This window comes from Christiangramia gaetbulicola (assembly GCF_003054225.1).
GTDB classification, from domain to species: domain Bacteria; phylum Bacteroidota; class Bacteroidia; order Flavobacteriales; family Flavobacteriaceae; genus Christiangramia; species Christiangramia gaetbulicola.
In genome coordinates, this window is record NZ_QBKQ01000002.1 from 726,258 (window position 1) to 751,477 (window position 25,220).

Here is a 25,220-nt window from a genome sequence, read left to right on the forward strand (position 1 = left end):
CAGGAAAACTCTGAATTCAGAAAATTAACCTGGTCGTGAATAGAAAAGCTGAAAGGCTAACCTATTAGAAATTCTGAGAATATTTTTGAGAAGCTATCAAAACAAAAATTAGCGATATTTACCCGGGCTTTTCAAAAGCTCACAAGACAGGGTATAATCCTCAAGATATATTAATATGCATCAAAATAAGTTCCCGGAAAGACTATACAATTATTTAACTGAAAATACCCTTATCGAAATCAAGGGGGGAACTACCAGGGAGAATTACCTGAAGATCTGGATGGTTGAAGTTGATAAAAGACTATTTGCCAGAAGCTGGCAAAAAAGCGAAAAAAGTTGGTTTACCGAATTTCAGAAAACCGGCATTGGAGAAATAAAGTATGGACATGAAGTAATAAAGGTAAAGGGAGAAAAAGTAGATGCCTCGAATACTATTAATAAGGATATAAGCCAGGCATACCTCGATAAATATGATCAGCCTGAAAATTTAATATATTCTGAAGGGATCGCCCAGCCTGAATATTACGATTATACTATGGAGTTTACAATGATCGATAAGATCAAGTAATGAGCACTCCCAATTGCACATAAAGAACTACTTCAGAGTAAAAATGAATTAAAATATTCTAATTCCGAATAATTCATTCAAGATCCTCTAAAGGCATAAGGGTTAACCTTTGAAGAATCCAAGCAGTAAATTCATTCTTTAATGCCTGTCCTTTCCCTCCTGCACAATTTCCTTTTGAGTCTTCAGCCTGAACGTTCTTAGAATAGCCTGGTCAAAATATACTCCATCTCCATGCATATCGGCTAGCACAAAGTTCTCTCTGTTATTCTTTTGATAAGTTTCCATTTTTTATTTTAAAGATAAACTTTTTGTTTAATTATTTTTAAAAAAGGTTAAACGTTTAGAAATAATTTAACACAAATCCTACCTTGCAAAACTCTGATTACCAACTACCCATAACTCTAACTTTTTCAATTTATTACTGTTTCTGGGGTTGGTAAGCCTTGAAATTTCAGAATAAGAAAATTACTGGATGCTCCCTCTTCTTTGAGCCTTCTAATACCCCATAAATCTCAATATAGATCTACTCCGACGTCACTGAAAATAGCATTCCAGTGTCCTTAGAATTTATTTCAAATGAATCAGTTCATTCCCTTTCTAGCGATTTTAAAATCAGTACTGGATTCGATCCATCAGCTAAAAAACATTCTGAATAATATACTTATTTTCAGTAACTTAAAGGTTGTTTTTTAATTCCGTGATCATGAAAAATTCCAGAATCCTCTTTGCTTTAATAATCTTATGCTGCTTTTTATCCCTTTCTACAGCTAATGCCCAGGAACCTGGCTCGCAGGTGAAGCTATTCCATGGCGGTGATATTCTAACGATGGCTGGTGACGAACCTTCTTACGTTGAAGCCATGGTCACAAATGGTAAGTTCATAACTTATACCGGAAGTTTAAAACAAGCTAAGGAGATCGCTGGCAAGGATTTCCTTGAGATAGATCTCAAAGGAAAGACCCTGCTGCCAGGTCTTATTGATGGTCACGCTCATTTCAGCAGTTTCGCGGTCCAGGCCATTGGCGCAAACCTACTCCCATCACCAGACGGGAAAGCTGATGATATCAATAAACTCATTGACATTCTAAAGAAATGGAATACGCCTGAAAACCGGGAACTAACGGGATGGATCTTTGGAACGGGCTTTGACGATTCGGTATTAAAAGAAAACCGATTTCCCACCAAAGAGGACCTGGATAAAGTAACTACAGAATATCCCGTTATGATCACTCATATTTCAGGTCATTTCTCGGTGGTTAATTCTAAAGGTCTTGAAATGTTAGGAATCACTGCGGAAACTAAAGATCCTGAAGGCGGGATCATCCGGCGAGTACCTGGCACAAAGGAACCTAATGGTGTTTTAGAAGAATTGGCTGCCTTGCCCTATATGGGAAATGGCCTCTCTCCCAAAAGTGAAACGGCCAAGATGAAGTTTTTTGAAGCTGGTCAGGAAATGGCACTATCCTTCGGTTATACTACAGCCCAGGAAGGGAGAACTTTTCAAAACGCAGACCAGTTGATCGAAATGGCTGAAGCCGGAAAGCTAAAACTTGACGTAGTAAGTTATGTGGATTATTCTCTGGCAGACAAATATCTTTCTACAGATTGGTATTCCAGGGATTACAAAAATCATTTCCGCTTTGGAGGTATGAAGTTAACCCTGGATGGTTCTCCACAGGGAAGAACGGCCTGGAGAACTCAACCTTACCTGATCCCTCCAGATGGAGCCGCAAAAGATTATGCAGGATATCCTGCGATTCCCAGTGATGACGAGGTTAGTAATATCTACCGGAATGCTTTGAAGAACAACTGGCAGACACTCACGCATGCCAATGGAGATGGTGCCATGGATCAAATGATTCGAACCTTAAAACCATTGCTTCAGGAATATGGTAATGAAGATAGAAGGTTTGTACTAATTCACGGGCAATACGTTCGAGATGACCAGTTAGATGATTTCAGCGAAATGAGAGTGATAGGATCTTTGTTCCCACTGCATACTTTTTACTGGGGTGACTGGCATAAACAAATTATTGGAGATGAACTGGGAAATAAGATAAGCCCCATGAGAACTGCGCTAGATAAGGGTATGAAAGTTACCATTCATACCGATGCCCCTGTTGCCCTACCCAACCTAATGCGCGTGGTATGGACTGCGGTAGAACGTACCTCAAGATCTGGAGCCATCATTGGAGAAAATGAGCGCCTCACTCCCTATGAAGCTTTAAAGGCGATCACAGACTGGAGCGCATATCAGCATTTTGAAGAAGATAGAAAAGGAACTTTGGAGAAAGGAAAGCTTGCAGATCTGGTCATCCTGGACAAAAATCCGCTTAAAGTTGATAAAGACAAAATAAAAGATATCTCCATAGTGGAGACCATTAAGGAAGGAGTTTCAGTATATCAAAAATGAGCTGAAAACAATTTTTTATATCTTTAATAGGCTATTAACTAATTCGTTATAGCATAATTTCCAGGATATGTCTGTAGAACGAGGGCCTAAAAGCCTTCATGAACATAATAAATCATTGCTGTATTCCAACCGGCCTAAGTTCAAGGAAGACATCCGTGATAATATTTACGTTGATAAAATTAGAAATGACGGAATTGGTCAGGACAAGATTGATGAAAATCAATTGAAAAAAGTGATAGCGGAGATAAGATTCAATGCCAGGAAAGAATTATTAAAGCAATTCAAAATTCTTACGCTGTCTATTTTTATTACGATTCTCATTATGGCCTTTCTGAAAGATTACCTGGACCAAAGATTTTAGAGCAAAATTTACTAACATTCAATTCTATTGATTTCCGCTTACTGGTTTAAGCAACCCGGGATGACATATTCATATTTTAGCTAGAATTATACCTCCCATCTACCCTATAGAACATTTGAACCATTCTTAGACCCTAGAGTTATTTTTCTACGATCAGATCTTTATGGCATTCATTTTCAGCATATAGAAATAAAAAATATTAAAAGTAAAGATCTAAATCACTAAATTTAAGACGATTAGGATGTATAACTTAAAGAATTAAAAAAAATGAAATACTTACTACTGTTTATTTTTTTGTTTTCGGTATCAGGCTTTTCCCAGAATGATTCCTGGAAAAAGGTGGGAGAAAAGCTGGTAGCTTTTAAAAACGATAAAGACAACGTTCAGTTAACCGGGAACGAGCGAAATATCGATAAGGTTAAAATTAAATGTGTACAGGGTACAGTGCAGCTAAAATCGGTGACCATTGTTATGGATGATGGAGAAGAAAAGGAATATGATGCCCGTGGAGTTGGGATCCTGACCAAAGGAATGTCTTCTACAAATTTCGCTGTACCTAATAAGGACGAAAAAGTAAAAAGGATTGAGCTGGAATATGACTCTAAAGGAGCCATGGTTATCAACAAAAGGGCGAAAGTTGAGATCTGGGGTAAGAAAGATAAAGATGATTAACCACATGATGCAGATCTTCAATTTTAATCTGAACAACTCAAGATGATCGAAAAACTGGGAGAAAAATTAACGCACATATATTTAAAATATATGCCCAACGCGTTCGTATTCGCTATTCTCCTCACGCTAATCACTGGGCTTGGAGCCTATTTATGGTTAGAGGTCACGGCCCTGGAGATCATCGTTTCCTGGTATGATGGTTTCTTTGATCTGCTGGCCTTTGCAATGCAAATCGTATTGATTGTAATTACTGGCTATAGCATCGCTCTATCCCCTATTGTTAAAAAAGGAATAGACTTCCTGGCCAGGTATATTACTTCACCCTGGCAGGTTTATTTCATCGTCGTATTTATGGGTTTATTGCTAACCCTCATAAGTTTTGGCTGGATCGTAATTACCTGCGTACTGGCCCGGGAACTGGCGCTGCGTGTTAAAGGCGTTAATTATCCATTTCTTACCGCCTGCGTTTATTTTTCAGCGAACACATGGGTGTCGGGATTCAGTAGTTCTATCCCATTATTGCTGAATACGGAGAATAACTTTTTAATTAATTCTGGTATTTTGGAAGAGGTGATCCCAACCTCTTATACCCTGGGTTCAACCTTAAATATTACCATGATATTTACCCTGCTGATCCTCGCCCCACTAGTAATTCTAATCTTAAGGCCGAAAAATAGTAGCAACAAGGAAATAAGGGATCTCATGATCTCTAAAGAGACAACTAGTAATCAAACCATCAAAGAAGAAGCTCTTAGCCTGAAGCTACCGTTCAGGTCCTATTCAGATAAAATGAATAACAGTTCTATACTCCAGATGATCATCGTAATCATGGGGCTGGTCTACATTATTTATCATTTCAGCTCGAAGGGATTCGATCTGAATTTTAATATCATGATCTTCATTTTTATCATCTCAGGATTATTATTGCATAAAACCCCTATGCGGTATGTCATTTCTATGAAAAGATCCAGCAGTAATGTCTCAGGAATTCTATTCCAGTATCCATTTTATGCCGGCATCATGGGCATCATGCTTTATACGGGATTAGGAGAAAAGCTCGGGCAATTAATGGCTGCTCAGGCCACTATAGATTCCTATCCTTTTTACGCTTATCTCACCGGAGGCGTGGTGAATTTTGCTATTCCCTCGGCAGGTGGAGAGTTCGCCGTAGTGGGTCCCAGTATCATTAATGCGGTAAAAGAGATCGGTGCCGGCTTACCTGCTGTAGAAATAACTGAACTGGTTTCCAGGGCTTCCCTCGCAGTAGCATATGGTGAAAGCCTGAGTAATCTGCTACAGCCTTTTTATTTACTTCTTGTCCTGCCTATTATGGCTGCAGGAATTAAGGTTCAGGCAAGGGATGTTATGGGTTACCTAGTGCTTCCCTTTATAATATTTTTTATTATTCAGTCCCTTCTCGTTCTTTATTGTCCTATGTAAAACAGGACAAAAATTGCCGAATAGGTTTAATCTATAGCGATTCAGCAAACACCAGACTCAATTAAAATACATTTGTATCGCACACGATATAAATTTGAAATATGAAATCAGAAATAAAAACCAGTCTTGCCCAAAACATCTTTAGAATATTACTTGCCCTGTTTATGACCTATGCGGGGTTTAGTCATCTCACCTTTAACCGGATCGAGTTCCAGGCGCAGGTTCCAGATTGGTTACCAATGAGCAAGGACCTGGTTGTAGTGCTATCCGGAATTGTAGAAATGGCTCTGGGTCTAACCCTGCTGTTCTGGAAAAAGCAACGTGTAAATATTGGCTGGGTGCTGGCCATATTCTTTGTTCTGGTATTCCCGGGGAATATTTCGCAATACCTTGAAGGCAGGGATGGTTTTGGAGTATTGACCACAGACAGGGCTCGTTTGATAAGGCTTTTCTTTCAGCCGGTTTTGATCGCCTGGGCTTTATGGTCAGCAGGCTCCTGGAAAGCATGGCGAATGTCTAAAAAGAAGGACTGATGAACGAAAATTTAAAATTAGAGCAACAGATCTGTTTCCCGGTATATTCGGTTTCAAGGTTGATCACCAAGGCCTATATACCATTTTTAAAAGAAATGAGTTTAACCTATCCGCAATACCTGGTATTGCTGGTACTCTGGGAATATGAGACCCTATCTGTAAACAGTATCGGAGAAAAATTATTGCTAAATACCAATACCATTTCGCCGCTCATCCAGCGAATGGAGAAAGCAGGTCTTTTAAAACGCGAAAGGTCCACCCAGGATGAGAGGATGGTAATGGTTAAATTAACCAGCAAAGGAAAAGAGCTTAAGAAGAAAGCAAGTCCTATCCCAGAGAAACTTCTAAAAACCCTGCTCACAGATGATGTGCAGCTTGCCGATGTTATCTTGGTGAAGGACATGATGAACAAATGGATAGAAATTCTTTCAGAAAACAATAAAAAAAACCAAAAGAAGGATTAATTTACTGGTATACAAAGAGATAAAGATATAGACATGAAAGCATTACAAATAACCAAATACGGAGAGATAAAAAAAGGTCTGGCCATAAAAGAAGTAAAGAAACCAACCATAAGTTCTAAAGACATTCTTGTTAAGGTAAAAGCGGCTGGTTTGAACCCTATAGATTATAAACTGGTACAGGGACATTTAAAAGATATGGTCCCTCTTGATCTTCCCTGCACTATTGGATTTGATGTAAGCGGGGTGATCATCGAAAAGGGAAAAGACGTAAGTAATTTTGAAGTTGGAGACGAGGTATACTCGAGAGTTCCACAGGAACAAATGGGAACGGTGGCAGAATTAGTAGCCATAAACAGTGAACTTGTCGCCAAAAAACCATCGAATATTTCTTTTGAAAAAGCATCTGGCCTGCCCCTAACCGGACTAACGGCTATGCAGGCACTGGAAAGCGTTGGCATTAAAAAAGATGATAGAGTCTTGATCCATGCTGGATCTGGAGGCGTGGGCAGCTTTGCCATTCAGTTTGCCAAAAAGAAGGGAGCCATAGTTTACACTACTACCAGTACCAAAAATGTGGACTGGGTTAAAGCTTTGGGCGCAGACCGGGTTATAGACTATACCAAAGAAGATTATAAAGAAGTTGCTAATAACCTGGATATCGTCTTCGATACTTTGGGAGATGATCACACCTTTGATGCCTTCAAAATAATCAAGAAAGGTGGAAGAGTAAGTACCATTGTAGGCCCTCCAGATGAAGAAACGGCAAAACAGATGGGCATGAAAGATTATGAATTGCCAGAGAAACTCGCGAAACTCATCAAAGAGAAATCGGCAGTTTATAAACTAACCTGGATGCAGCCTAATGCCAGGCAATTGAACGAGATCAAGGAAATGGTTGAAAATGGAGATATTGAACCCATAGTAGATCTTATATACTCATTCGAAGATGCCGTAGATGCCTACGAATACCTGGCTAAAGGCAAAGCAAGAGGAAAAGTGATCGTAAAGATTTAGTGCATTAATATTCAAATTCAAAAAGAATAAACTATGAATAGTCCAAGATATCCTAAATCGTTTTCCCATATAGGGATTACTGTTCCAGACATTAAAAAGGCAGTGAAGTTCTATAAAGAAGTAATGGGTTGGTATATTATCATGCAACCTACTACCGTTAAAAAAGAAAAGGACACCGCCATTGGCCAAATGTGTATAGATGTCTTTGGCGAAGACTGGGAAGAGTTTGAGATCGCTCATATGTCTACTTCAGACGCCATTGGTATTGAACTTTTCTCGTTTCCGCATGGAAAAAAAGAAGCTCCGGAATTCAATCCTTTTAATACTGGTTTATTCCATTTCTGTGTTCAGGACCCGGATATTGAAGGCCTCATTGAAAAGATCGTCGCTTCTGGCGGTAAACAACGAATGCCTATTAGAGAATACTATCCTAATGAAAAGCCTTATAGAATGTGTTATGTGGAAGATCCTTTTGGGATCGTATTCGAGATCTATACCCATAGCTATGAGCTTACTTATTCGGCCGGGGCTTATGATGAATAGATGGGATATTTAAAAATAACTGTATCCTCCTTTTTATAAGTAGCCGGGCATATTCAAAACAAACCTTTTTAGCTGATTATCAGTTTTTTACATATATTTACTATAATAAAAAATTGTTGCAGGTAATTTCCTATCTGTACGTAAAATTCCTTTTTTACCTTTTGCCATTTGATCGAAGAACCAATAATTCTGGAATATCGCAGGTGCTTTAAAAGGAACTATTTATTGAAAAACTGAAAATTAACCTCCTCTGTTATACCTCAAATCAATTTTGAAGTATTTCAGGAAATAACTTTTGTAATATGTCAGATTCCAATAACTTCTCTCATTCGGCAGCTATTTTACCGGTAAGTGATTTGCCTAAATCCATAGATTTCTATACCAAAAAATTGGGATTCGAAAAAACATTTGAATGGGGTGAACCTATGTATTATGCCGTCGTAAGAAAAGGTGGTGTGGGAATTCATCTTACCAAACGATCTGATGGAGGGAAACCTTCAAGATACCATCGTGCTCTGTATATTTTCGTGAATAATATCGATGATGTCTACAAACAATGCAAAGACGAACAGATAAAAATTGTTAACGATATTGAAGATCGGGATTATAAGATGAAAGACTTTGATATAGAAGATCCGGATGGTTTTATAATAACCTTCGGAAAAGGTGATTAAGTGGTGTATTTCTTCATTTCATCGGTTACATAGACCAATACCTGTTCCCAGGCTGAAATTAGATCTGGAGTACAATGTTCTCCAAGCTCTTCGCGAATGGTTTCTATCATGGAGCTAAGCACTACCGGGTAATGTTCTTCGGTAACCCCATATTTTGCATGGCTTTTACCAAGAAAAGCAAGTCCGGTTTCCAAATGCTCTGGCCTGCTCATGGAATAAACGATGCCTCCCAGCATATGGGTAAGCAACCTGCCCTGGTCCCGCATATTCTTTTTAAAAAGATCCCTGGCCTGGGGCGCTTTTTCGAATACCCGTTCATAGAATTTTGCGGCAAACCTTTCTTTGTTAGAAAAGATGTAATCCAGTGATTTTTGAAGCTCCAGCTGTATGTCCATTTTTTTGAACCCTTTGAGCTCATATAACTGACTTTCATGTTCGTGCCCGGCAAAGCGGGTGATATAATCCTGGCCTATTTCAAAAGTATCTTCAGGGACGCTTTTATATACAGAATGAGAAATAAGTATCCTGGAATTAACTTCTTTATTAAACGACTGAATTCTACTCGCAGTATTGATGGGATCGCCTACGATCGCAAGCTGCTTATGCTTGGGATGCCCCAGGTGACCAATATAAGCCCGGCCAAAGTTGATCCCGATCCCTGTCTTGATCTTAAGGTCAAAATCTACAAGTTCCATATGATTCAAATGCTCAATGGCATAATACATCCCCAGGGCAGCCCTGGCAGCATCACGGCAGTTCTTCTCCCGGGTGCCTCCAGAAATTCCGAATAATCCCACGATCTCATCACCTATGTATTGATAAATCACACCGTTGTTCAATAAAATGGGATCTCCAATGATCGTATAGAACCGGTTGAGGACGTGAGCTATATCGAAAGTATTATTCTCAAAGGCCATTTTAGTAAAATTCCTGATATCACAAAACAGGATTGCGATAGCACGTTCCTCTGCCTCTCCATCTGGAACGGTCTCCAGCTGAAGTTTATTAACTTCTGAACTTGTCCAGACCAGCCTTTGTATATCTACATCACCTTTAACATAACACTGGCAGGCAAGCCTTATGGAGGGATCCCAGCGCCTGAATTCTGCCATCTGTTGCTCCTTTAGAGTACGTGGAGTTAGATTAGAAGAACCCTGGATCACCCGGATCCTGCAGGTAGAACATCTGCCATTGCCGCCACATTCATGTAAATGCGGAATTTGGTTACTTATAGAACAATCCAGGATAGTAGAATCGGGATCATCATAAGTCACCTTTTGATCTATACCTGTGTAGGTAATTACCGGTTTTCTAATCGCTGGCATTCGTGAAGGAATTACATATAGAAATTTACGAAATTTTTATAAATAACTGACCCTCAATTAATTTACACTAACTAACATTGTTTTTTAAAATCCTTTCTATTGAAAAAACATTCATTAGTCTTTATAAAATTTAAGTACATTTAAATCATTAAGGATCGCTTAACGGCATTATATCGATATCATGTACGTAAAAAGGAATTATGGTTTCTGGATGACCCTGAACTGGTCTAAAAAGCCATTATTAATAGGCTTGCTATATTCAGTCATTGTTTGTGTGGGGTATGTTTTGATAGATCGTCAGTTTTCTGTTCCCTGGCAACCCATCAGTATTATTGGTATTGCCGTAGCCTTCTACCTGGGGTTCAAAAACAATAGTTCTTATGACCGAACCTGGGAAGCCAGGAAGATATGGGGAAGTATTGTTAATAACAGCCGGAGTTTTGCTGCAGCTTCCATTTCCTTTATCCAAGGCGAAGATCATGAAAGAATTAAAAAGGAACTTATCTACAGGCACTTGGCCTGGATCACTTCTTTGAGACATCAGCTCAGGTTGAGCAGGCCCTGGGAACATCTAGAAAACAGGTTGAAAGAAGTATACTCCCCTACTATTTGTGAAGATTACCACACAAAACTGAACCAGGAACTACTTAATTTTATTACACAGGAAGAATTATCTCAACTTGACGGAAAGTATAATTTCGCTACCCAGATCATGAAAATGCAGGCTGTGAGATTACAGGAATTAAAAGACCTTGGTTATTATGATGATTTCAGACATATGGAGCTACATCAGTTAATGGTTAATTTTTATGAAGACCAGGGAAAGTCTGAAAGGATCAAAAACTTTCCTTTTCCGCGGCAATATGCTTCGACCGCCTTATGGCTAACCTTTGTTTTTTGCACATTCGTCCCTTTTGGTTTGGTAGATATCTTTCAACAGGCTAATGACTGGACCTTCTGGATCTGTCCTATTTTATCGGCACTTATCATCTGGGTATTTTTCCTGATGGAGAAGATTGGAGATTATTCTGAAAATCCATTTGAAGGAACCTATAACGATGTTCCTATCACCTCGATTGCCAGGGGAATTGAGATCGATCTAAGGGAAATGATCAATGATGAGAAAATCCCTAAACCAGTAGATTCTGAAAATGGTTTTCTAATGTAGTTTATACGGAGAAATGAAAAGCTTCCTTGTATTATTCATCGCAATTCTGATCTTCTCTGGATTAAGGGGAATCATGTGAAGTTGCAAAATATCTAAAATAAAAACCTTGATATTCAAACCATTTCCTTTACTACAAACCCAAAGATTAATTCTAAGAGAACCACAAATTGCCGATTGGCCGGTGGTCTCGCATCTTAGAACAGATAGCTATATTAATAGATTTGTTAAGCGGTCTAGTGCGGAAACTGAAGAAAAGGCTAAAGAATTTATTGAAAATGCCCTTGCTAATATGGCAAAAGACGAACTGGTGAACTGGTTCATATGCTTAAAAGAAGATCCAAAAATGATTGGATCCATATGTCTCTGGAACATTTCAGCAGACAGGAAAACAGCAGAAATTGGTTATGATCTTGATGCTCCATTCTGGGGTAAGGGAATAATGGATGAAGCCATGCAGGCGGTTATAAATTACGGTTTTGACATTCTGAAGCTGGATAATATCGAGGCCTATACAAGTTACGGGAACTCCGCTTCTTTAGGTTTACTTCGTAAAAATGGTTTTAAATTGAATAAAGAAAAAACAGATGCAGATAACCCCGATAACAGAATATTTGAGCTAATAAGATTTTAATGCAGCTGCATTTTGTTCATGAGTATGAATGAAAACAGAATAAATATTCGACAGGCTAATTCCGAGGAATTCCCGGAGATTGGAGAATTACTGGTAAAGGTATATTCCAGTTTAGAAGGTTTTCCTTCCAAAGAAGAACAACCCGAATATTATGAAATGCTTTTAAATATTGGACAGGTCACCAGGAAGCCCTGTACCGAATTACTGGTAGCAGTTTTAGATAATGATGAAGTCCTGGGAGCCGTTGTATATTTTAGCGATATGAGCTATTACGGTTCTGGGGGTTCGGCAACTAAGGAAAAAAATGCCTCAGGATTTAGATTGCTTGCGGTAGATCCAAAATTTCGCGGTCTTGGTGTAGGAAAAAAAATTGTGCAGCACTGTATACTAAAGACTATCCGGGACGGAAATAAGGAACTTATCATACATTCCACCGAATTCATGAAAATAGCCTGGAAAATGTATAAAACTCTTGGATTTAAAAGATCTGAAGATCTTGATTTTATACAAAAAGAACTCCCTGTTTTCGGCTTCCGTTTAAAAGTTTAGGATTTAAATAGTACGATCCTGCCAGTGTCTTTTACCTTCCAAGGCCAGCCTGTATTCATCCTTACTCAGGATATTTTCATTTAGTTGCATTTCGGTTTTACAGAAGATCCTGAAAAATTCTTCAACGTATTTTAGATCTGCCATCACCTTTTCCTGTAAATAATTCACGTCTACATTAATGCATATGGCTGCAACCAGACCAAGGTCTTTTCTGAAGATAGGGATAGTAGTGCATTTAAACTTACGCGCCCCAATATTAAGCTCATAGTTCAGCTTATCTAAAGATTGCATTTTACGGGTTTTGAGATCCAGGACCAAATTGGTCGCACCAGATTCAATCTTTCTACCGGTAATATTATTCTCTATGGCACATAATGATTTAGCGGGATTTGAAAGGTCATGCAATAGAATTTCTATACCCAGATCGGGAAAAGAATCACCAATAAGGCGGACGATCCTTTTATAATTCTCAAGAAATTCTGAATTATCACTAAAGATAGAATCGCCCTCGTATTTCTTATAAAGCTTTTGATATTGCTTTAGATCATTGCTATTCAGTTTATGTCTTACTTCATTCTGCTCTCCCAGAAGTATAAGTTGCCGAGCCGCAGAATAGTCCCTGTTCTTCAGGAAATAATAAATGCCTAATCTGAAATCTTTTAGGTCGAAATAAAGTCTTTTTTCTTCATCAAGGTCGAATGGATAAAAATCATATTCCTCGATATTCTTTCCCTTAAGCCTGTTCTTTTCTCTTCTTTTCCCAATTAAATAACCAAAAGTGAACAGGATAAGCGAGACGATCAAGCCGGAAAGAATATTTACAAGCCACGGAGAATCTATCATAATTAAAGAATTAGAAGCAGGAAAGTTGTGGCGGAGATGTTTAAAATTACGAAAAACAACAATTGAATTAAATTTTAAATTTTTCTAATATAATCTGACAAGTATCATGATTTTTTCCGACCGAATTTTATAACTTATTGCCTGGTTCAAAGGACCTTATTTACTTCTCCAGCTCCCTGTGCTGACAATTTTGTCAGATCTTCAAATCGTTTGTTTTTACTGCAAACTTTACAAAATAATAGCCTTAACCATAAATCAATAATCATGAATACGAAAGCATCTAATGCCTATGGCTGGGAGTCACCAGATATTATCCATAAATATTCTGTGATCTGGCATTCCAGACTCAGTTTTATTCTGAAGGAGATCGAATTTTTAAAGAACCTTTTGAATAATAATATCTTTCCCATCGTGGAATCCCATTTAGTGGATAAAGCTGAAACTTATCTGGAAGAGCTCTCAGAACTAAAAAAAGAGGTTTCTAAATTACTTAAAGATGTAAGTAATCATAAGAACGGAGTAAAGATCCTGTTTGTGAAACATGAACCGAATCAAAATGACTGGGATTATAAACACGAACATCGCAAACTAATGATCAAAATGCATGAGTTTGATAGTAAGTACCAAATCATTAAGAAAGATATTTTCAGGGTTGTGAAAGATGCGATAAGACATCAAAAGCAAAAAAGGATCGCATAGTTCATCTATAAACAAAAAAATAAGAACGGCCTGTGATTAGTTTACACAGGCCGTTCTTATTTTATTTAATCAATTATTTACCTCACTATTCTTAAAAGAGTCGCCATATACACCCATCTCAGATCCCTGGTAGTGATCCCGTCATCCATTCTGGTTTGAAGATCTGGCGTCATCCCGCCGTCAAATTCCATAGAGTTCAGGTACTGTTCCCAGCTATCGAACATATTCGCGGTAATATGAGTAGCGTATACTTCGGTGCCCTGTGGCATAAGAACTCTTAATAGTTGCCAGTCTCCTTTTGCTCCTGCGTCTATATAGGTTTTATGGTATGGCTTAAAAGTTTTACTCTCTGCACTTTCATAGTCCTCATAACGGCCTTCTTTGGCCTTCATTAAGTCTATCGATGCCACCATACCCTGTTTCATTTCATAATCTGGATTTGCCTGGTCTATAACTTTTAGATATAATCTAACAGATAGATCTCTGGAGCCACCGGCAAGGTTTACCCTGTTCTCCAGTTCCTCGTCACTTAGATCGGGATAGGCCATCCTTGCGCTTTCCATAACTCCCTCTCCTGCCCGCATCATTTTTACGGGATCATCAAATACAGTAACCGTTAAATATTGATATCCCTGGTCTTCTCCTCCAGGCAATAATTGCCATAGGTCCCAACCAACGATATCGCCACTGGCTACACGCTGTTCATGGATCTTCTCCCAAAAAGCTTCTGTCTCATTATAAAATGGTTCCTGGTCGTTATCTACTTTCATGAACTCAAAGGTGAGAAAGGTCTCCTTTTGAGCGTAACTAGAATTAAAAAGCATTAATATCAAAATCAAACAAAGTGCGCGTCTCATAATTTCATGGTTTTTATATACATCCTTATAAAGATATTAAAATAACCACAAATATTTGGTTATCAGATTTTTAAAATACCCAAAACATGAGAAATCTTTAGTAATTTTACTATAAGCCGTTGTTTTATGAAATTTGGAAAATGACGTTCCGCCTCTATAATCAACCATTATAAAGTCATTATTTTCCTGATTATGTTTTGTCCTACTTTTCAGCTTTTATGGTAAGGATAAAGTTATAGGCAACATCTGTAAGGTGAACCAGTAAAATATCAAATAGGTATAACATGCAACCTGAAGAACACAATCTTAGGATTTTCAAGATCCTTTATATCATCAAAGGCATTCTGATCCTTGCCTTTAGCCTCATCCCTTTATTCTATATTTTTCTCGGAGTTTATATTTTCAACGAAAATAATACGCCCCAGGAAAATTCTCAATTAGGTGGAGCCATAGTGATGTTCATAGGGATTGCCTTATTTCTCTTTTTCCTCGCAATGGGTATCCTGACCTTATTAGCTGCGAAATACCTGGGTGAGCAACGTAACTATGATTTTATTTTCGTTATCGCGATCATTAATTGTCTCACCGGGATATTAGGGATCATTCTAGGAATATTCACCATCCTTGAGCTTAATAAAGCCCAGGTAAAAAGACTTTTCGGGAAACCAGCCTGAATTGATTTTATTCAGAAAAAGAATGAAAAAAAATAGTCCAGATATCATTAAATCCTCTGGTAAAAGAGTGAAATTCTCCTTTTCCAAACTGCGAAGATCCCTACTTAAAAGCGGGGCTACCAAAGCAATGGTATCTCATATCATAGACGAAATAAGGGATGAACTTTATCATGGGATATCTACCAAAGAGGTATATAACCGGGCGTTCGCTTTGCTTAAGGATTATAAAGGAGCCTACGCTTCACGCTATGGATTAAAAAAAGCTATATATGAGCTCGGGCCATCGGGCTTTCCTTTCGAAAAATATGTTGCTGAAATTCTTAGTATACAGGGTTATGAAAACAGCCTCAATGAAATCCTTCAGGGAAAATGTGTTTCTCATGAGGTAGATATCATAGCCTATAAGGACTCGAAAAGACATCTTATAGAATGTAAATTTCATAATGAAGAAGGCCGGAATTGTGATGTGAAGATCCCTCTTTACATCCACTCAAGATTTGAGGATATATATTTAAATGAGCATCATAAAGAACCGGGACAGGGCTGGTTGGTGACCAATACAAGGTTTACTTCAGATGCCATAACCTATGGCAACTGCGTAGGAATAAAGTTATTGAGTTGGGATCTGCCCAAAGGGGAGAGTTTAAAAGAGTTGATCGATAGATCTGGAGCATATCCCATCACCACTTCTACCCTTTTATCTGCTGAAGAAAAAGATTTTCTATTGAAGAGAGGGGTCGTCCTGGGGAGACATGTGCTTGAAAAACCATTTTTACTGGATCACCAGGGAATTTCAGAAACCAGAAAGAACAGGATAATTTCAGAATTTAAAATGCTTTGTAATACCGGAAAATGTGATGAAAAATAAAGTCAAAATAAAATTCCTTGGTGCAGCAGAGACTGTGACCGGATCAAAATTCTATTTAGAATATCTAAACACAAGATTGTTGATAGATTGCGGAATGTTTCAGGGATTAAAGGAACTGAGATTACTCAATTGGGAAGATCTGCCGGTGGATGTTCCCTCAATAGATCATGTCATTCTCACCCATGGTCACCTGGACCACACAGGCTACCTGCCAAAACTGGTAAAACAGGGATTTCAGGGTTCTATATTATCCACCCCTCCCAGCCTGGCGATCGCCGAGATCATTCTGGAAGATACCGCAAAGATCCAGGAGGAAGAAGCTGAAAATGCCAACGAAGAGAAATATTCCAAACATTCTCCAGCATTGCCTTTATATACCTTAGATGACGTAGAAAATACCCTTGCGCTTTTCGAAAGCGTTGAACCTGAAGTCTGGACAGAATTATCCCCAGATATTAAATTCCGTTTTATAAAGGCGGGACATATCCTTGGAGCCTGTTCTATTGAGCTACAGATCAAGGAGAAGGTTTTCATGTTTTCAGGCGACCTGGGTAGAAATGAAGATGTGTTACTGGAGGCTCCAGAGAAACCAAAGTGGGCAGATTACCTATTCCTGGAAAGTACCTACGGGAATAAATTACATCCCGAGGAGGATGTTGAAAATATCCTTGCCGAATTAATTAAAGAGGTAATCAATGAACAGGGCATTTTGCTTATCGCTTCTTTTGCCGTAGAAAGATTGCAGATCCTCGTATATCTTCTCTACAAGCTTTTCAAGCATAACAAGGCTCCTGAAATCCCTGTTTTCATAGACAGTCCCATGGGGATTAATGCCACCCATGTTTTTAGCAGTTTCCCAGATTATCACAAGATACCGCCGCATGAATTTGAAGCGATGAAGAACAGGTTCGAACTGGTCTCTTCGTTTAAAAGAACCTGGGAAATAATCGATAAAAAAGAACCCAGGATCGTTATTGCAGGTAGCGGTATGATCACCGGAGGCAGAATACTTACCTATCTAAAGCAATTTATAGATAATCCTACTACCCGATTATTACTTACCGGATACCAGGCTGAAGGGACCCGGGGCAGGCAAATAGAAGAAGGAGTTCATGAGGTCAAGATCCGAGGGAAATATTACCCGGTAAAAGCCAAGGTGACCAAACTGGAAAGCCTTTCTGCCCATGCAGATCAGGGTGAATTACTGGATTGGTGCAGGAATATAAAAAACGTGCCTGAAGAAGTTTTTCTTATCCATGGTGAAAAACCGGTTACCGATGCCTTTAGGGTCAAACTAGTTTCAGAATTTAACTGGAATGTAAAGATCCCTAAACTCAATGAAGAAATAGAAATAGATCTGTAGATCTTCAAATTCATAAAGCTGTCGATATTTCTTATCTTTAGAATTATACCAACTAGAAAATCAATCCTATGCGAGTTATTTCATTATTTATATTGCTGATCATTTCCTCTTTCGCCCAGGCCCAAAATGAGATCTTACCGGCCGAAATCCAGATAAAAACCGCCGTTCTCGCCGCTCCCGAATCTAAACAAAGCGGAGCAAAGGTTTATGGTTATAACCAGCAGGGTGAACTGGTAGTTCTAAGAAAAGGTTCTAATAACCTTATTTGCATTGCCGACGATCCTGAGTTCGAAGGCATTCAGGTTGCCTGTTATTCCGAAAAGCTGGAGCCGTTCATGTCCAGGGGACGTGAACTTTCGAGCCAGGGAAAATCTGAAATGGAAAAAAGAAGAATTCGTAAAGAGGAAGCCGACTCCGGGAAACTTAAAATGCCAGATAGTCCCAGCACTCTTTATGTTTTTTCCGGTTCCGATGAAAATTATGATAAAACGACCGGAGATTTGAAAGATGGAAAGTTCAGGTATGTTGTATATATACCTTATGCCACCACAGAATCCACCGGACTTCCAGATAAGCCGGAAGCTCCCGGAATGCCCTGGTTAATGGATCCTGGAACCCATCGTGCCCATATCATGATTAGCCCTGTAGCAAAGGAATAGGTTTTAAATGTTCTGCACCACTTTTTGCAATTTGCCGGCAATGTCCTGAGCAACATCATTTAGCTTGCTATTTTCCACAGCTTGCATAGAGGCCAGTGGATTTACCGCTGCTACTTCTACCTCATTCTCATTAATTTGCTGAAGGATGACATTGCAGGGTAACATGGTTCCTATCTTATCCTCGCTTCCAATTGCCTTATAGGCATAAGGAGCATTGCAGGCTCCCAGAATATGATATCTCCTGAAGTCGACATCCAGTTTCTTCTTGAAAGTTTCATTCACGTTGATCTCGGTCAGCACTCCAAAGCCTTCTTTTTCAAGTTCTTTTTTCGTCCTGTCCATGATGTCATCAAAATCTCCTTTTATCTTCCTGTTATAATAATAGTCCATGATCTTTGATTTAAATTATTGGTCCTAAAACACCGGTAAGTCCGGTATCATAAACCTCTCTAATTTATTGATATATAATTTTTTGAATACTGATCTTCGTCATGTTTTTTCCCTTTTTAATTAAGTAAATTCAAGGGTCAAAATAAAGGAGTAATAATCTAAAAATTAAAGTTATGTCACTGGTTAAATCAAAAAAGCAAAGATTCCCTTTAATTAATGGTGGACTTGCTAAATCATTTGGATTAGATGATTTTTTCTATGATGACTTCTTTACAAAAAGAGATCTTCCTGCTATGAATGTAAAAGAACATGAAGACGATTTTGAGATCGAATTTGCAGTTCCCGGATATTCAAAAGAAGATTTTGAAGTAAGTATCGAAGATGATGTTCTCTATGTTTCAGCAGATAAAAGTTTGGAAAATGTAGAGGATGAAGACGACTATACTCGAAGAGAATTTAGTTACTCTAGTTTCCAAAAAACTCTTCAATTACCAAAAAGTGTAGATCCTTCCAAAGATGTGAAGGCTAAATACAAAAACGGGGTATTAAAACTAACCTTAATGAAAGATGCCGAAAATAAGAAATCACGAAGAAAAGAGATCGAGATTTCCTAAAAAGACGGCCTAACCAAGAAGAGAAAAGCTGAACCTAAAGTTCAGCTTTTCTTATGAATGCTATTAGGAATTCAATCTACAGGTACGAATACCAAATAATCTGTAAAGCGGACAAAACCTTACAAAACCAGTGATCACAAATATCGCTGCCAGGGCAAGTAGAATATATGCCAGGGTGCCTTCGATCATTTCCTGTGAATAAAGAATTAAAACTCCTAATGCTATTAATATCCTTATCACCTGGTCTGTATGTCCCATATTTTTTTTCATAATACTTAATTTAAATTACTACAATAATGATTTAGGTAAGGTATATTCAGACCTGGGAACCTTGGTTGCCAGAATATCTTTAAAGCCACCTCTTAGATCTGCAAACGACTCCCATCCTCTTTGTTTTAATATAGATGCGGCGATCATACTTCTATAACCTCCTGCACAATGCAGTACAAAGAACTCATCTTTAGGTATCTCTTCCAGGTGCTGGTTGATCTCGTTCAGCGGTATATTGATTGCTCCCCTGATATGTTCAGAACTATACTCGCTTCTTTTACGAACATCTATGACCTTAAGCGTTTCATTCAGATACATTTTCTCGAATTCACTGGCAGAGATCCTTTCAACATGATCAAATTCCTGTTTAGCTTTTAACCAGGCGTCAAAACCTCCTTCGAGATATCCAATTACATTGTCGTAGCCAACCCTGGAAAGTCTGGTGATAGATTCCTCCTCTTTCCCGCCATAGGTCACCAGGAGAATTGGATTATCCACGCTGGGGATCATCTCTCCAACCCATGGAGCAAAACTTCCGTCCAGGCCAATATTTATACTATTTGGAATAAAGGCCCTTGCAAAATCTTCGGCATTTCTGGTATCAAGGATCAATGCTCGAGAAGCTTCTGCTTCAGCAATGAACGTAGATGGAGTCAGACCCTTTTTTGCCCGGCGCATTACCTTATCAAAACTGTCATACCCCTTGATATTCAATAATACGTTCTGCGGAAAATACCCCGGTGGTTTGGCTAGTCCCTCCAGCAAGGCATCAATGAATTCTTCCTTAGACATTTCCTGAAGGGCATAATTCACCTTTTTTTGATGTCCCAGGGTATCTGTGGTCTCATTGCTCATTTTCTTACCACAGGCAGAACCCGCACCATGGTTGGGATAAATAATAAGATCATCGCTCAAAGGCATGATCTTATTTCTAAGTGAATCATATAAATGTCCCGCCAGTTTGCGTTCGGTAAGATCTGCAACTACATGCTGTGCAAGATCTGGTCTTCCCACATCCCCAATAAAAAGTGTATCCCCGGTGATAAGGCCATGTTCTTTACCATTTTCGTCTATTAAAAGGTAGGTGGTGCTTTCCATAGTATGGCCTGGGGTATGTATCACTTTCACCTTGTAATCCCCTACCTCAAAGATTTGCCCATCTTTAGCAATAGTTGCCTCATAATCTGGTTTGGCCAGAGGTCCAAAAACTATTTCGGCACCTGCTTTCTTTTTGAGGTCAAGATGACCACTTACAAAATCGGCATGAAAATGCGTCTCGAATACATATTTGATCCTGGCGTCATCTTTTTTAGCCCTGTCCAGATATGGCTGAACCTCTCTTAAAGGATCAAATATCGCAGCTTCATTATTATTCTCTATGTAATACGCGGCGTGGGCCAAACATCCGGTATATATCTGTTCTACTTTCATAATTATACTCGTTTAGGGCCGAAGAGAAATGAAAGAACATCTCTCTTCGAACCGGTTTTATTTACATCATAAATTTACTGCGTAGGCCTGAAGGAAAATCTGATCAATATCATTAAAACCGGTATTTACGAGCCTGTTTTCAATCCTCTTGCAGGATAAAATCCACGGCATTCTGCAAGTGCAGATCTGTGGTTGAAAACAGAGGAAATCCGTAGTCTTTTTGTTTAAAGATCAAAGGTAATTCGGTGCATCCAAGAATGATCCCTTCTGCACCCTTTTCCCTTAAATATTCCATTTGCCTGCTGAAGAAATACCTGGACTCATCGCTGAATTTCCCCTGGGTGAGTTCCTTGGAGATATAATGATGGCATTCGTCTATATATTTATCTTCCGGAATAATGGTTTCGATCTGAAACTTACTTTTTAGCCGGTCCTGCATAAAACTACCGGTCATGGTTGGCCGGTTTCCTAGCAATCCAAGCTTTTTCACATTCCTTTTATAAGCCTCCTGTCCTACCGCATCGGCAATGTGAAGAATAGGAATATCTATTTGTGGCTGAACATGCTCGTAGACCATATGTGGCGTATTGGCACAGATCACGATGGCTTCGGCGCCAACACTTTTCAGTTTTTTAGCTATATCCAGGTAAGCAGCATTTATTTCAGGAATATTTTGCTCACGCATTAGCTTTATATTCAAACTATAAATGATCATGGGAGGATTCTCCCAGCCTCCGATCTTTTCAGCCACCAGTTCGTTGATCCCGCGGTAATAGACTAAAGTAGAATGCCAGGAGGTACCGCCAATTAGACCCAGTTTTTTCATAATTTCAATTTTAAAATACAATGAACTTAAAATTAACTCCCTAGAACCTATTTTGTAATGACCATTATCATCATTACAAGGCAAATTACTCAACCATAGAAATTAAAAAAAGCGATGCTTTCACATCGCTTTACCATTTTAAAAGATCAGGTCTTTAAACTTCATAATTTGACCAGTCCATAATATCGTTCCTTTCTTCTGGCTTCACAGCTTCTTTCAGCATTTTTTCATCATAAGCCAGGCCATGTTTATCCAGTACTTCCTGCGGAACCCCGTCCCATACATTGGGCCTGTTACCAACATAGCCCAGGTAATCTATACCTTCTTTACTTGTAAAATAACCTGTGGTCACCAGGTTCCTGATCCTGCTGAAGAATTGTGCACCCTGGGTAAATTCAGGTTTTACATGATCTGGATAGGCTATATCTTCAAAAATTTCAATTTTCTGGACGTCTGTGATCTCCAGGAAATCTTTATCAAAACGTTTATAACTTTCATTCTTCAGCCAGCGCAAACCTCCACGCATTGGTATCTTATGAGCAGGAATATCCTTGGTTATAAATTCAATGAATTCGGGCACTCCAACTTCTGAAGCCGGTTTGTGGGTATCATCACCCGGCATTATAATGTCTGAGATCACCGCAATGGTTTTCATCTCCTCTTCGGTGTAAAATTCCTGTTCCTGTAATTCCTCAATAATAGCCTGTTCTTCAGGAGTTCTGCCATAATCGTATTCAGGCTCCTTTATATCTGTTAATTGGCTAACATCGGGATCTTCATCTAACCTGCAGCTTAAAAGCAGCCCGGTACCTGCTCCACCAATCAATAATGTTCTAAGCGATTCTCTTCTATCCATGATTATTACTTTTAAACATTTCCTTTTTTCAATTCATCTGCCAGATAATCTGACGCTCTCCAGGCCAGGGCTAGAATGGTCCAGGTTGGGTTCTTATCGGCCTGGGAAACAAAAGCTCCTCCATCCATCACAAAAAGATTAGGAACATCGTGAGCCTGATTGTATTTATTCAGTACTGAAGTATTAGGATCATCACCCATTCTGGTTGTACCTACTTCATGTATGATCTGCCCTGGATTGGTGAGACCATAATTAGATTCTTTTCCAGGTTTCTCTCCCAGGGCTATACCACCCATAGAATCGATGATCTCTTCAAAAGTATCCTGCATATGGGCTGCCTGTTTAATTTCTTCATCGGTCCATTTATAATCGAATTTAAGAACCGGGATTCCGTATTTATCAACTGTTTTATCGTCGATGGTACAGCGGTTATCCTTTTGTGGAATACTCTCTCCCCTTCCAGACATCCCTAGGGTTGAACCATAATAACGCTTCACATCTTCCATAAAACTCAGGCCATAACCTCCGGCTTTTTTGGTCTCACCATTAGCGCCGGGAACCAGGCTATTAAGGGCTTCCATATTAAATCCAAAGCCATAAGACGGCATTCCCATTCCTCCCCAGTATTCAATATGATATCCGCGGGTAAAACCAAGGTTCTTATTATCATTCAACCACCATGGGGTATAAAGGTGCATTCCGCCAACACCATCTTCATTATAGCGTTTCCGGTCCATTAACTCCGGCAGGAATCCCATTCTTGAAGCTCCGGTGGAATCATGTAAATATCTACCCACAACATCACTGGAATTCGCCAGTCCGTTTGGATGAGCGCTGGATTTAGAATTCAATAAGATACGGGCAGAACTACAGGCACTCGCTGCTAGGATCACGACTTTTGCTTTAACCTTGTAATCCTTTAAATTTAGTTTATCAATATAATGTACGCCGGTTGCCTTACCATTTTCATCTGTAGTAACTTCTCTCACCATTGCGTTTACATACAGGTCTACATTGCCGGTGTCCTTGGCCGGATTCACCAGGACAGAAGATGATGAGAAATCCCCATACACGGTACAGGATCTCGAACACTGGCTGCAATAGAAACAGGCCTGTCTTTTCTTATTGACTCTTTTGGTTAATATGGATAAACGCGAAGGTATCATTGGGATACCTGCCTTATCTGCTCCTTTTTTAATATATAATTCGTGTAAACGAGGTTTTGGAGGAGGAAGAAAGAAACCGTCTGGTTCATTCGGGATATTCTCCTTGGTTCCAAAAACACCCACCAGTTTATCTACTTTATCGTAATAAGGTTTTACGTCTTCATACCCGATAGGCCAGTTGTCACCCTTTCCGTCAAAATCCTTACGCTTAAAATCCAGCGGCCCAAATCTTAAGGATATTCGCCCCCAATGGTTGGTACGTCCTCCTACCATTCTGGATCTGAACCAATCGAACTCGGTTCCTCTTTCCTTGGTGTAGGGTTCTCCTTCAAGTTGCCAGCCCCCATAGGCCATATCAAAATCTCCAAAAGATCTCTGAAAAGTGGATGCACCACGTCTGGGAGATTCCCAGGGCCATCTTAATTGCGTACGCTGCTCGGGGTTGGCAGGATCAAAATCTGGACCTGCTTCCAGCAACGCGATCTTGTAACCTTTTTCTGAAAGTATCTTGGCAGCCATTCCACCACCTGCGCCAGAACCAACAATGCAAACATCATATTTTTTGGCTTGTTCAATAATCTGAAAGGACATAGAAAATGTTTTATGAATCAATATTTGTCTTAAAAACGAATTTCCTTTTAAGAAGGAAAAATACCGATTGATCTTATTCTAATCCCTCACCTAGCCTTAAAATTTTAAATAACATCAATCAACAACCACCCAAATTAACATTTTATTTAAATTCTATTATAAAAAAAGAGTAAAAGTTTTGATTCTTTTTAAAAAAAAATGATTTGATGAAAATAAAAAACCTCTGAAAATATAAAATCTCAGAGGTTCTGTATAATAATCAAAAAGTCGGGATGACAGAACTATACTAGTCTTTGGAAAAGCCCATCATCACTATGTTTTTTCGATGTATCTAAAATTAGGTAACCGAATAGGTAACTTTCACTTATTTTGAAATTCAATTTTAAGATACGAAATTATAAATTTATATAAAACTGCGAAATTAATCCTTCGGATAAAGAAAAGTCAAACCTGCGCTTATCCCGGAACATACTCGAATAAAAATGTATATTGCTGTGGATATAACATGTTATGTGGCATTAAAAGAATACGTAGAACTAATAGAAAATAACCGATTCGTCCTTCAGATAATTTTCAACTATGGTTAATATTTTAATTGGTTCCCTTTGCATAATAGCCGGAATCATCCTAATCATAATTTATATTAAATTGGTAAGAGAAAATAAAAGAGGATCAACAATAAAATTATTGGGTGCTGGAATTGGAGCTTTGTTGATCGGAATTTATTTAATTAAAGAAGAGATAAATTAAAGAACTAA

Annotated in this window: 30 protein-coding genes; 20 read left to right on the top strand and 10 right to left on the bottom strand. The window is 38.8% G+C overall.

The features are described 5' to 3' along the window. The first annotated feature begins 175 nt into the window (after positions 1–175). Positions 176–568 carry a DUF2255 family protein gene (locus C8P64_RS10000; RefSeq protein ID WP_108171923.1) on the top strand — a complete coding sequence of 131 codons (393 nt, stop codon included), beginning with the start codon at positions 176–178 and terminating at the stop codon, positions 566–568. Positions 569–706: 138 nt separating this feature from the next. Here the strand turns inward: C8P64_RS10000 and C8P64_RS16540 are convergent, their stop codons facing one another. Beyond that, positions 707–853, bottom strand: coding sequence for a hypothetical protein (locus tag C8P64_RS16540; protein ID WP_170106650.1), 147 nt, complete (start codon positions 851–853; stop codon positions 707–709). 418 nt (positions 854–1,271) lie between these two features. Here C8P64_RS16540 and C8P64_RS10005 point away from each other — a divergent pair, with 418 nt between their 5' ends. The 9 genes from C8P64_RS10005 to C8P64_RS10045 all read left to right on the top strand — a co-directional run bounded on the left by C8P64_RS10005 (position 1,272) and on the right by C8P64_RS10045 (position 8,682). Next, the gene (locus C8P64_RS10005) at positions 1,272–2,981 is read left to right on the top strand and encodes an amidohydrolase (RefSeq protein ID WP_108171924.1); all 1,710 of its coding nucleotides are present in this window, start codon (positions 1,272–1,274) and stop codon (positions 2,979–2,981) included. Between the two features lie 67 nt (positions 2,982–3,048). Continuing rightward, complete coding sequence (locus C8P64_RS10010; RefSeq protein WP_108171925.1) at positions 3,049–3,342, top strand: hypothetical protein; 294 nt, start codon at positions 3,049–3,051, stop codon at positions 3,340–3,342. 267 nt (positions 3,343–3,609) lie between these two features. Beyond that, entirely contained in the window at positions 3,610–4,014 is a 405-nt protein-coding gene (locus tag C8P64_RS10015; RefSeq protein WP_108171926.1) for a DUF2541 domain-containing protein, read from the top strand. Between the two features lie 42 nt (positions 4,015–4,056). Further along, positions 4,057–5,454: a TIGR00366 family protein gene (locus tag C8P64_RS10020; protein ID WP_108171927.1), complete on the top strand. Its 1,398-nt coding sequence runs from the start codon at positions 4,057–4,059 to the stop codon at positions 5,452–5,454. A gap of 101 nt (positions 5,455–5,555) precedes the next feature. After that, positions 5,556–5,987: a DoxX family protein gene (locus C8P64_RS10025; RefSeq protein ID WP_108171928.1), complete on the top strand. Its 432-nt coding sequence runs from the start codon at positions 5,556–5,558 to the stop codon at positions 5,985–5,987. Beyond that, the gene (locus C8P64_RS10030) at positions 5,987–6,451 is read left to right on the top strand and encodes a MarR family winged helix-turn-helix transcriptional regulator (RefSeq protein WP_108171929.1); all 465 of its coding nucleotides are present in this window, start codon (positions 5,987–5,989) and stop codon (positions 6,449–6,451) included. Before C8P64_RS10025 ends, C8P64_RS10030 begins: the two co-directional genes overlap by 1 nt. A 33-nt stretch (positions 6,452–6,484) precedes the next feature. Continuing rightward, positions 6,485–7,465, top strand: a complete 981-nt coding sequence (locus tag C8P64_RS10035; protein WP_108171930.1) for an NADP-dependent oxidoreductase — start codon at positions 6,485–6,487, stop codon at positions 7,463–7,465. A gap of 33 nt (positions 7,466–7,498) precedes the next feature. Beyond that, positions 7,499–8,008: a lactoylglutathione lyase family protein gene (locus C8P64_RS10040; protein WP_108171931.1), complete on the top strand. Its 510-nt coding sequence runs from the start codon at positions 7,499–7,501 to the stop codon at positions 8,006–8,008. Positions 8,009–8,310: 302 nt separating this feature from the next. Further along, a complete protein-coding gene (locus C8P64_RS10045) occupies positions 8,311–8,682 on the top strand; it encodes a glyoxalase superfamily protein (protein ID WP_108171932.1) in 372 nt (123 codons plus the stop codon). Here the strand turns inward: C8P64_RS10045 and C8P64_RS10050 are convergent. Beyond that, entirely contained in the window at positions 8,679–10,007 is a 1,329-nt protein-coding gene (locus tag C8P64_RS10050) for an adenylate/guanylate cyclase domain-containing protein (protein ID WP_108171933.1), read from the bottom strand. The genes C8P64_RS10045 and C8P64_RS10050 overlap by 4 nt on opposite strands. Positions 10,008–10,188: 181 nt before the next feature. On the opposite strand from C8P64_RS10050, the gene C8P64_RS10055 reads away from it, so the two are divergent. The 3 genes from C8P64_RS10055 (at position 10,189) to C8P64_RS10065 (ending at position 12,355) form a co-directional block, all read left to right on the top strand. Then, positions 10,189–11,175, top strand: coding sequence for a bestrophin family protein (locus tag C8P64_RS10055; protein ID WP_108171934.1), 987 nt, complete (start codon positions 10,189–10,191; stop codon positions 11,173–11,175). 106 nt (positions 11,176–11,281) lie between these two features. Continuing rightward, entirely contained in the window at positions 11,282–11,806 is a 525-nt protein-coding gene (locus C8P64_RS10060; protein ID WP_108171935.1) for a GNAT family N-acetyltransferase, read from the top strand. Between the two features lie 24 nt (positions 11,807–11,830). Further along, on the top strand, positions 11,831–12,355 hold the full coding sequence (locus tag C8P64_RS10065; RefSeq protein ID WP_108171936.1) for a GNAT family N-acetyltransferase: 525 nt from the start codon (positions 11,831–11,833) through the stop codon (positions 12,353–12,355). Between the two features lie 3 nt (positions 12,356–12,358). On the opposite strand, the gene C8P64_RS10070 is transcribed toward C8P64_RS10065, so the two are convergent. After that, positions 12,359–13,198, bottom strand: coding sequence for a PAS domain-containing protein (locus C8P64_RS10070; RefSeq protein ID WP_108171937.1), 840 nt, complete (start codon positions 13,196–13,198; stop codon positions 12,359–12,361). Between the two features lie 264 nt (positions 13,199–13,462). Here C8P64_RS10070 and C8P64_RS10075 point away from each other — a divergent pair, with 264 nt between their 5' ends. After that, positions 13,463–13,897, top strand: coding sequence for a hypothetical protein (locus C8P64_RS10075; RefSeq protein ID WP_108171938.1), 435 nt, complete (start codon positions 13,463–13,465; stop codon positions 13,895–13,897). Between the two features lie 77 nt (positions 13,898–13,974). Here C8P64_RS10075 and C8P64_RS10080 read toward each other — a convergent pair whose 3' ends face one another. Continuing rightward, positions 13,975–14,754, bottom strand: coding sequence for a hypothetical protein (locus tag C8P64_RS10080; protein WP_146167212.1), 780 nt, complete (start codon positions 14,752–14,754; stop codon positions 13,975–13,977). A gap of 284 nt (positions 14,755–15,038) precedes the next feature. Between C8P64_RS10080 and C8P64_RS10085 the strand changes: the two genes are divergently transcribed. The 4 genes from C8P64_RS10085 (at position 15,039) to C8P64_RS10100 (ending at position 18,318) form a co-directional block, all read left to right on the top strand. Then, positions 15,039–15,428: a hypothetical protein gene (locus C8P64_RS10085; RefSeq protein WP_108171940.1), complete on the top strand. Its 390-nt coding sequence runs from the start codon at positions 15,039–15,041 to the stop codon at positions 15,426–15,428. A 22-nt stretch (positions 15,429–15,450) separates the two neighbouring features. Further along, a complete protein-coding gene (locus C8P64_RS10090) occupies positions 15,451–16,296 on the top strand; it encodes a restriction endonuclease (protein WP_108172231.1) in 846 nt (281 codons plus the stop codon). Next, positions 16,286–17,659, top strand: coding sequence for an MBL fold metallo-hydrolase RNA specificity domain-containing protein (locus tag C8P64_RS10095; protein WP_108171941.1), 1,374 nt, complete (start codon positions 16,286–16,288; stop codon positions 17,657–17,659). The genes C8P64_RS10090 and C8P64_RS10095 overlap by 11 nt, the downstream gene beginning before the upstream one ends. Positions 17,660–17,727: 68 nt before the next feature. After that, entirely contained in the window at positions 17,728–18,318 is a 591-nt protein-coding gene (locus C8P64_RS10100) for a hypothetical protein (RefSeq protein WP_108171942.1), read from the top strand. A 3-nt stretch (positions 18,319–18,321) separates the two neighbouring features. On the opposite strand, the gene C8P64_RS10105 is transcribed toward C8P64_RS10100, so the two are convergent. Next, positions 18,322–18,708, bottom strand: a complete 387-nt coding sequence (locus tag C8P64_RS10105) for a DUF302 domain-containing protein (protein WP_108171943.1) — start codon at positions 18,706–18,708, stop codon at positions 18,322–18,324. 173 nt (positions 18,709–18,881) lie between these two features. Here C8P64_RS10105 and C8P64_RS10110 point away from each other — a divergent pair, with 173 nt between their 5' ends. Beyond that, positions 18,882–19,322 (top strand): Hsp20/alpha crystallin family protein, encoded by a 441-nt coding sequence (locus C8P64_RS10110; RefSeq protein WP_108171944.1) that lies wholly within the window; start codon positions 18,882–18,884, stop codon positions 19,320–19,322. A gap of 63 nt (positions 19,323–19,385) precedes the next feature. Here the strand turns inward: C8P64_RS10110 and C8P64_RS10115 are convergent, their stop codons facing one another. From C8P64_RS10115 to C8P64_RS10135, 5 genes are all read right to left on the bottom strand, one after another. Beyond that, the gene (locus C8P64_RS10115) at positions 19,386–19,592 is read right to left on the bottom strand and encodes a YgaP family membrane protein (protein WP_108171945.1); all 207 of its coding nucleotides are present in this window, start codon (positions 19,590–19,592) and stop codon (positions 19,386–19,388) included. Positions 19,593–19,610: 18 nt separating this feature from the next. After that, on the bottom strand, positions 19,611–21,023 hold the full coding sequence (locus C8P64_RS10120) for an MBL fold metallo-hydrolase (RefSeq protein ID WP_108171946.1): 1,413 nt from the start codon (positions 21,021–21,023) through the stop codon (positions 19,611–19,613). Between the two features lie 139 nt (positions 21,024–21,162). After that, the gene (locus tag C8P64_RS10125) at positions 21,163–21,849 is read right to left on the bottom strand and encodes an aspartate/glutamate racemase family protein (protein ID WP_108171947.1); all 687 of its coding nucleotides are present in this window, start codon (positions 21,847–21,849) and stop codon (positions 21,163–21,165) included. Between the two features lie 154 nt (positions 21,850–22,003). Continuing rightward, positions 22,004–22,705 carry a gluconate 2-dehydrogenase subunit 3 family protein gene (locus C8P64_RS10130; protein WP_108171948.1) on the bottom strand — a complete coding sequence of 234 codons (702 nt, stop codon included), beginning with the start codon at positions 22,703–22,705 and terminating at the stop codon, positions 22,004–22,006. Between the two features lie 11 nt (positions 22,706–22,716). Next, positions 22,717–24,462 carry a GMC family oxidoreductase gene (locus C8P64_RS10135; protein WP_108171949.1) on the bottom strand — a complete coding sequence of 582 codons (1,746 nt, stop codon included), beginning with the start codon at positions 24,460–24,462 and terminating at the stop codon, positions 22,717–22,719. A 579-nt stretch (positions 24,463–25,041) separates the two neighbouring features. Here C8P64_RS10135 and C8P64_RS16480 point away from each other — a divergent pair. Further along, a complete protein-coding gene (locus tag C8P64_RS16480) occupies positions 25,042–25,212 on the top strand; it encodes a hypothetical protein (protein WP_156067619.1) in 171 nt (56 codons plus the stop codon). Positions 25,213–25,220: the final 8 nt, after the last annotated feature.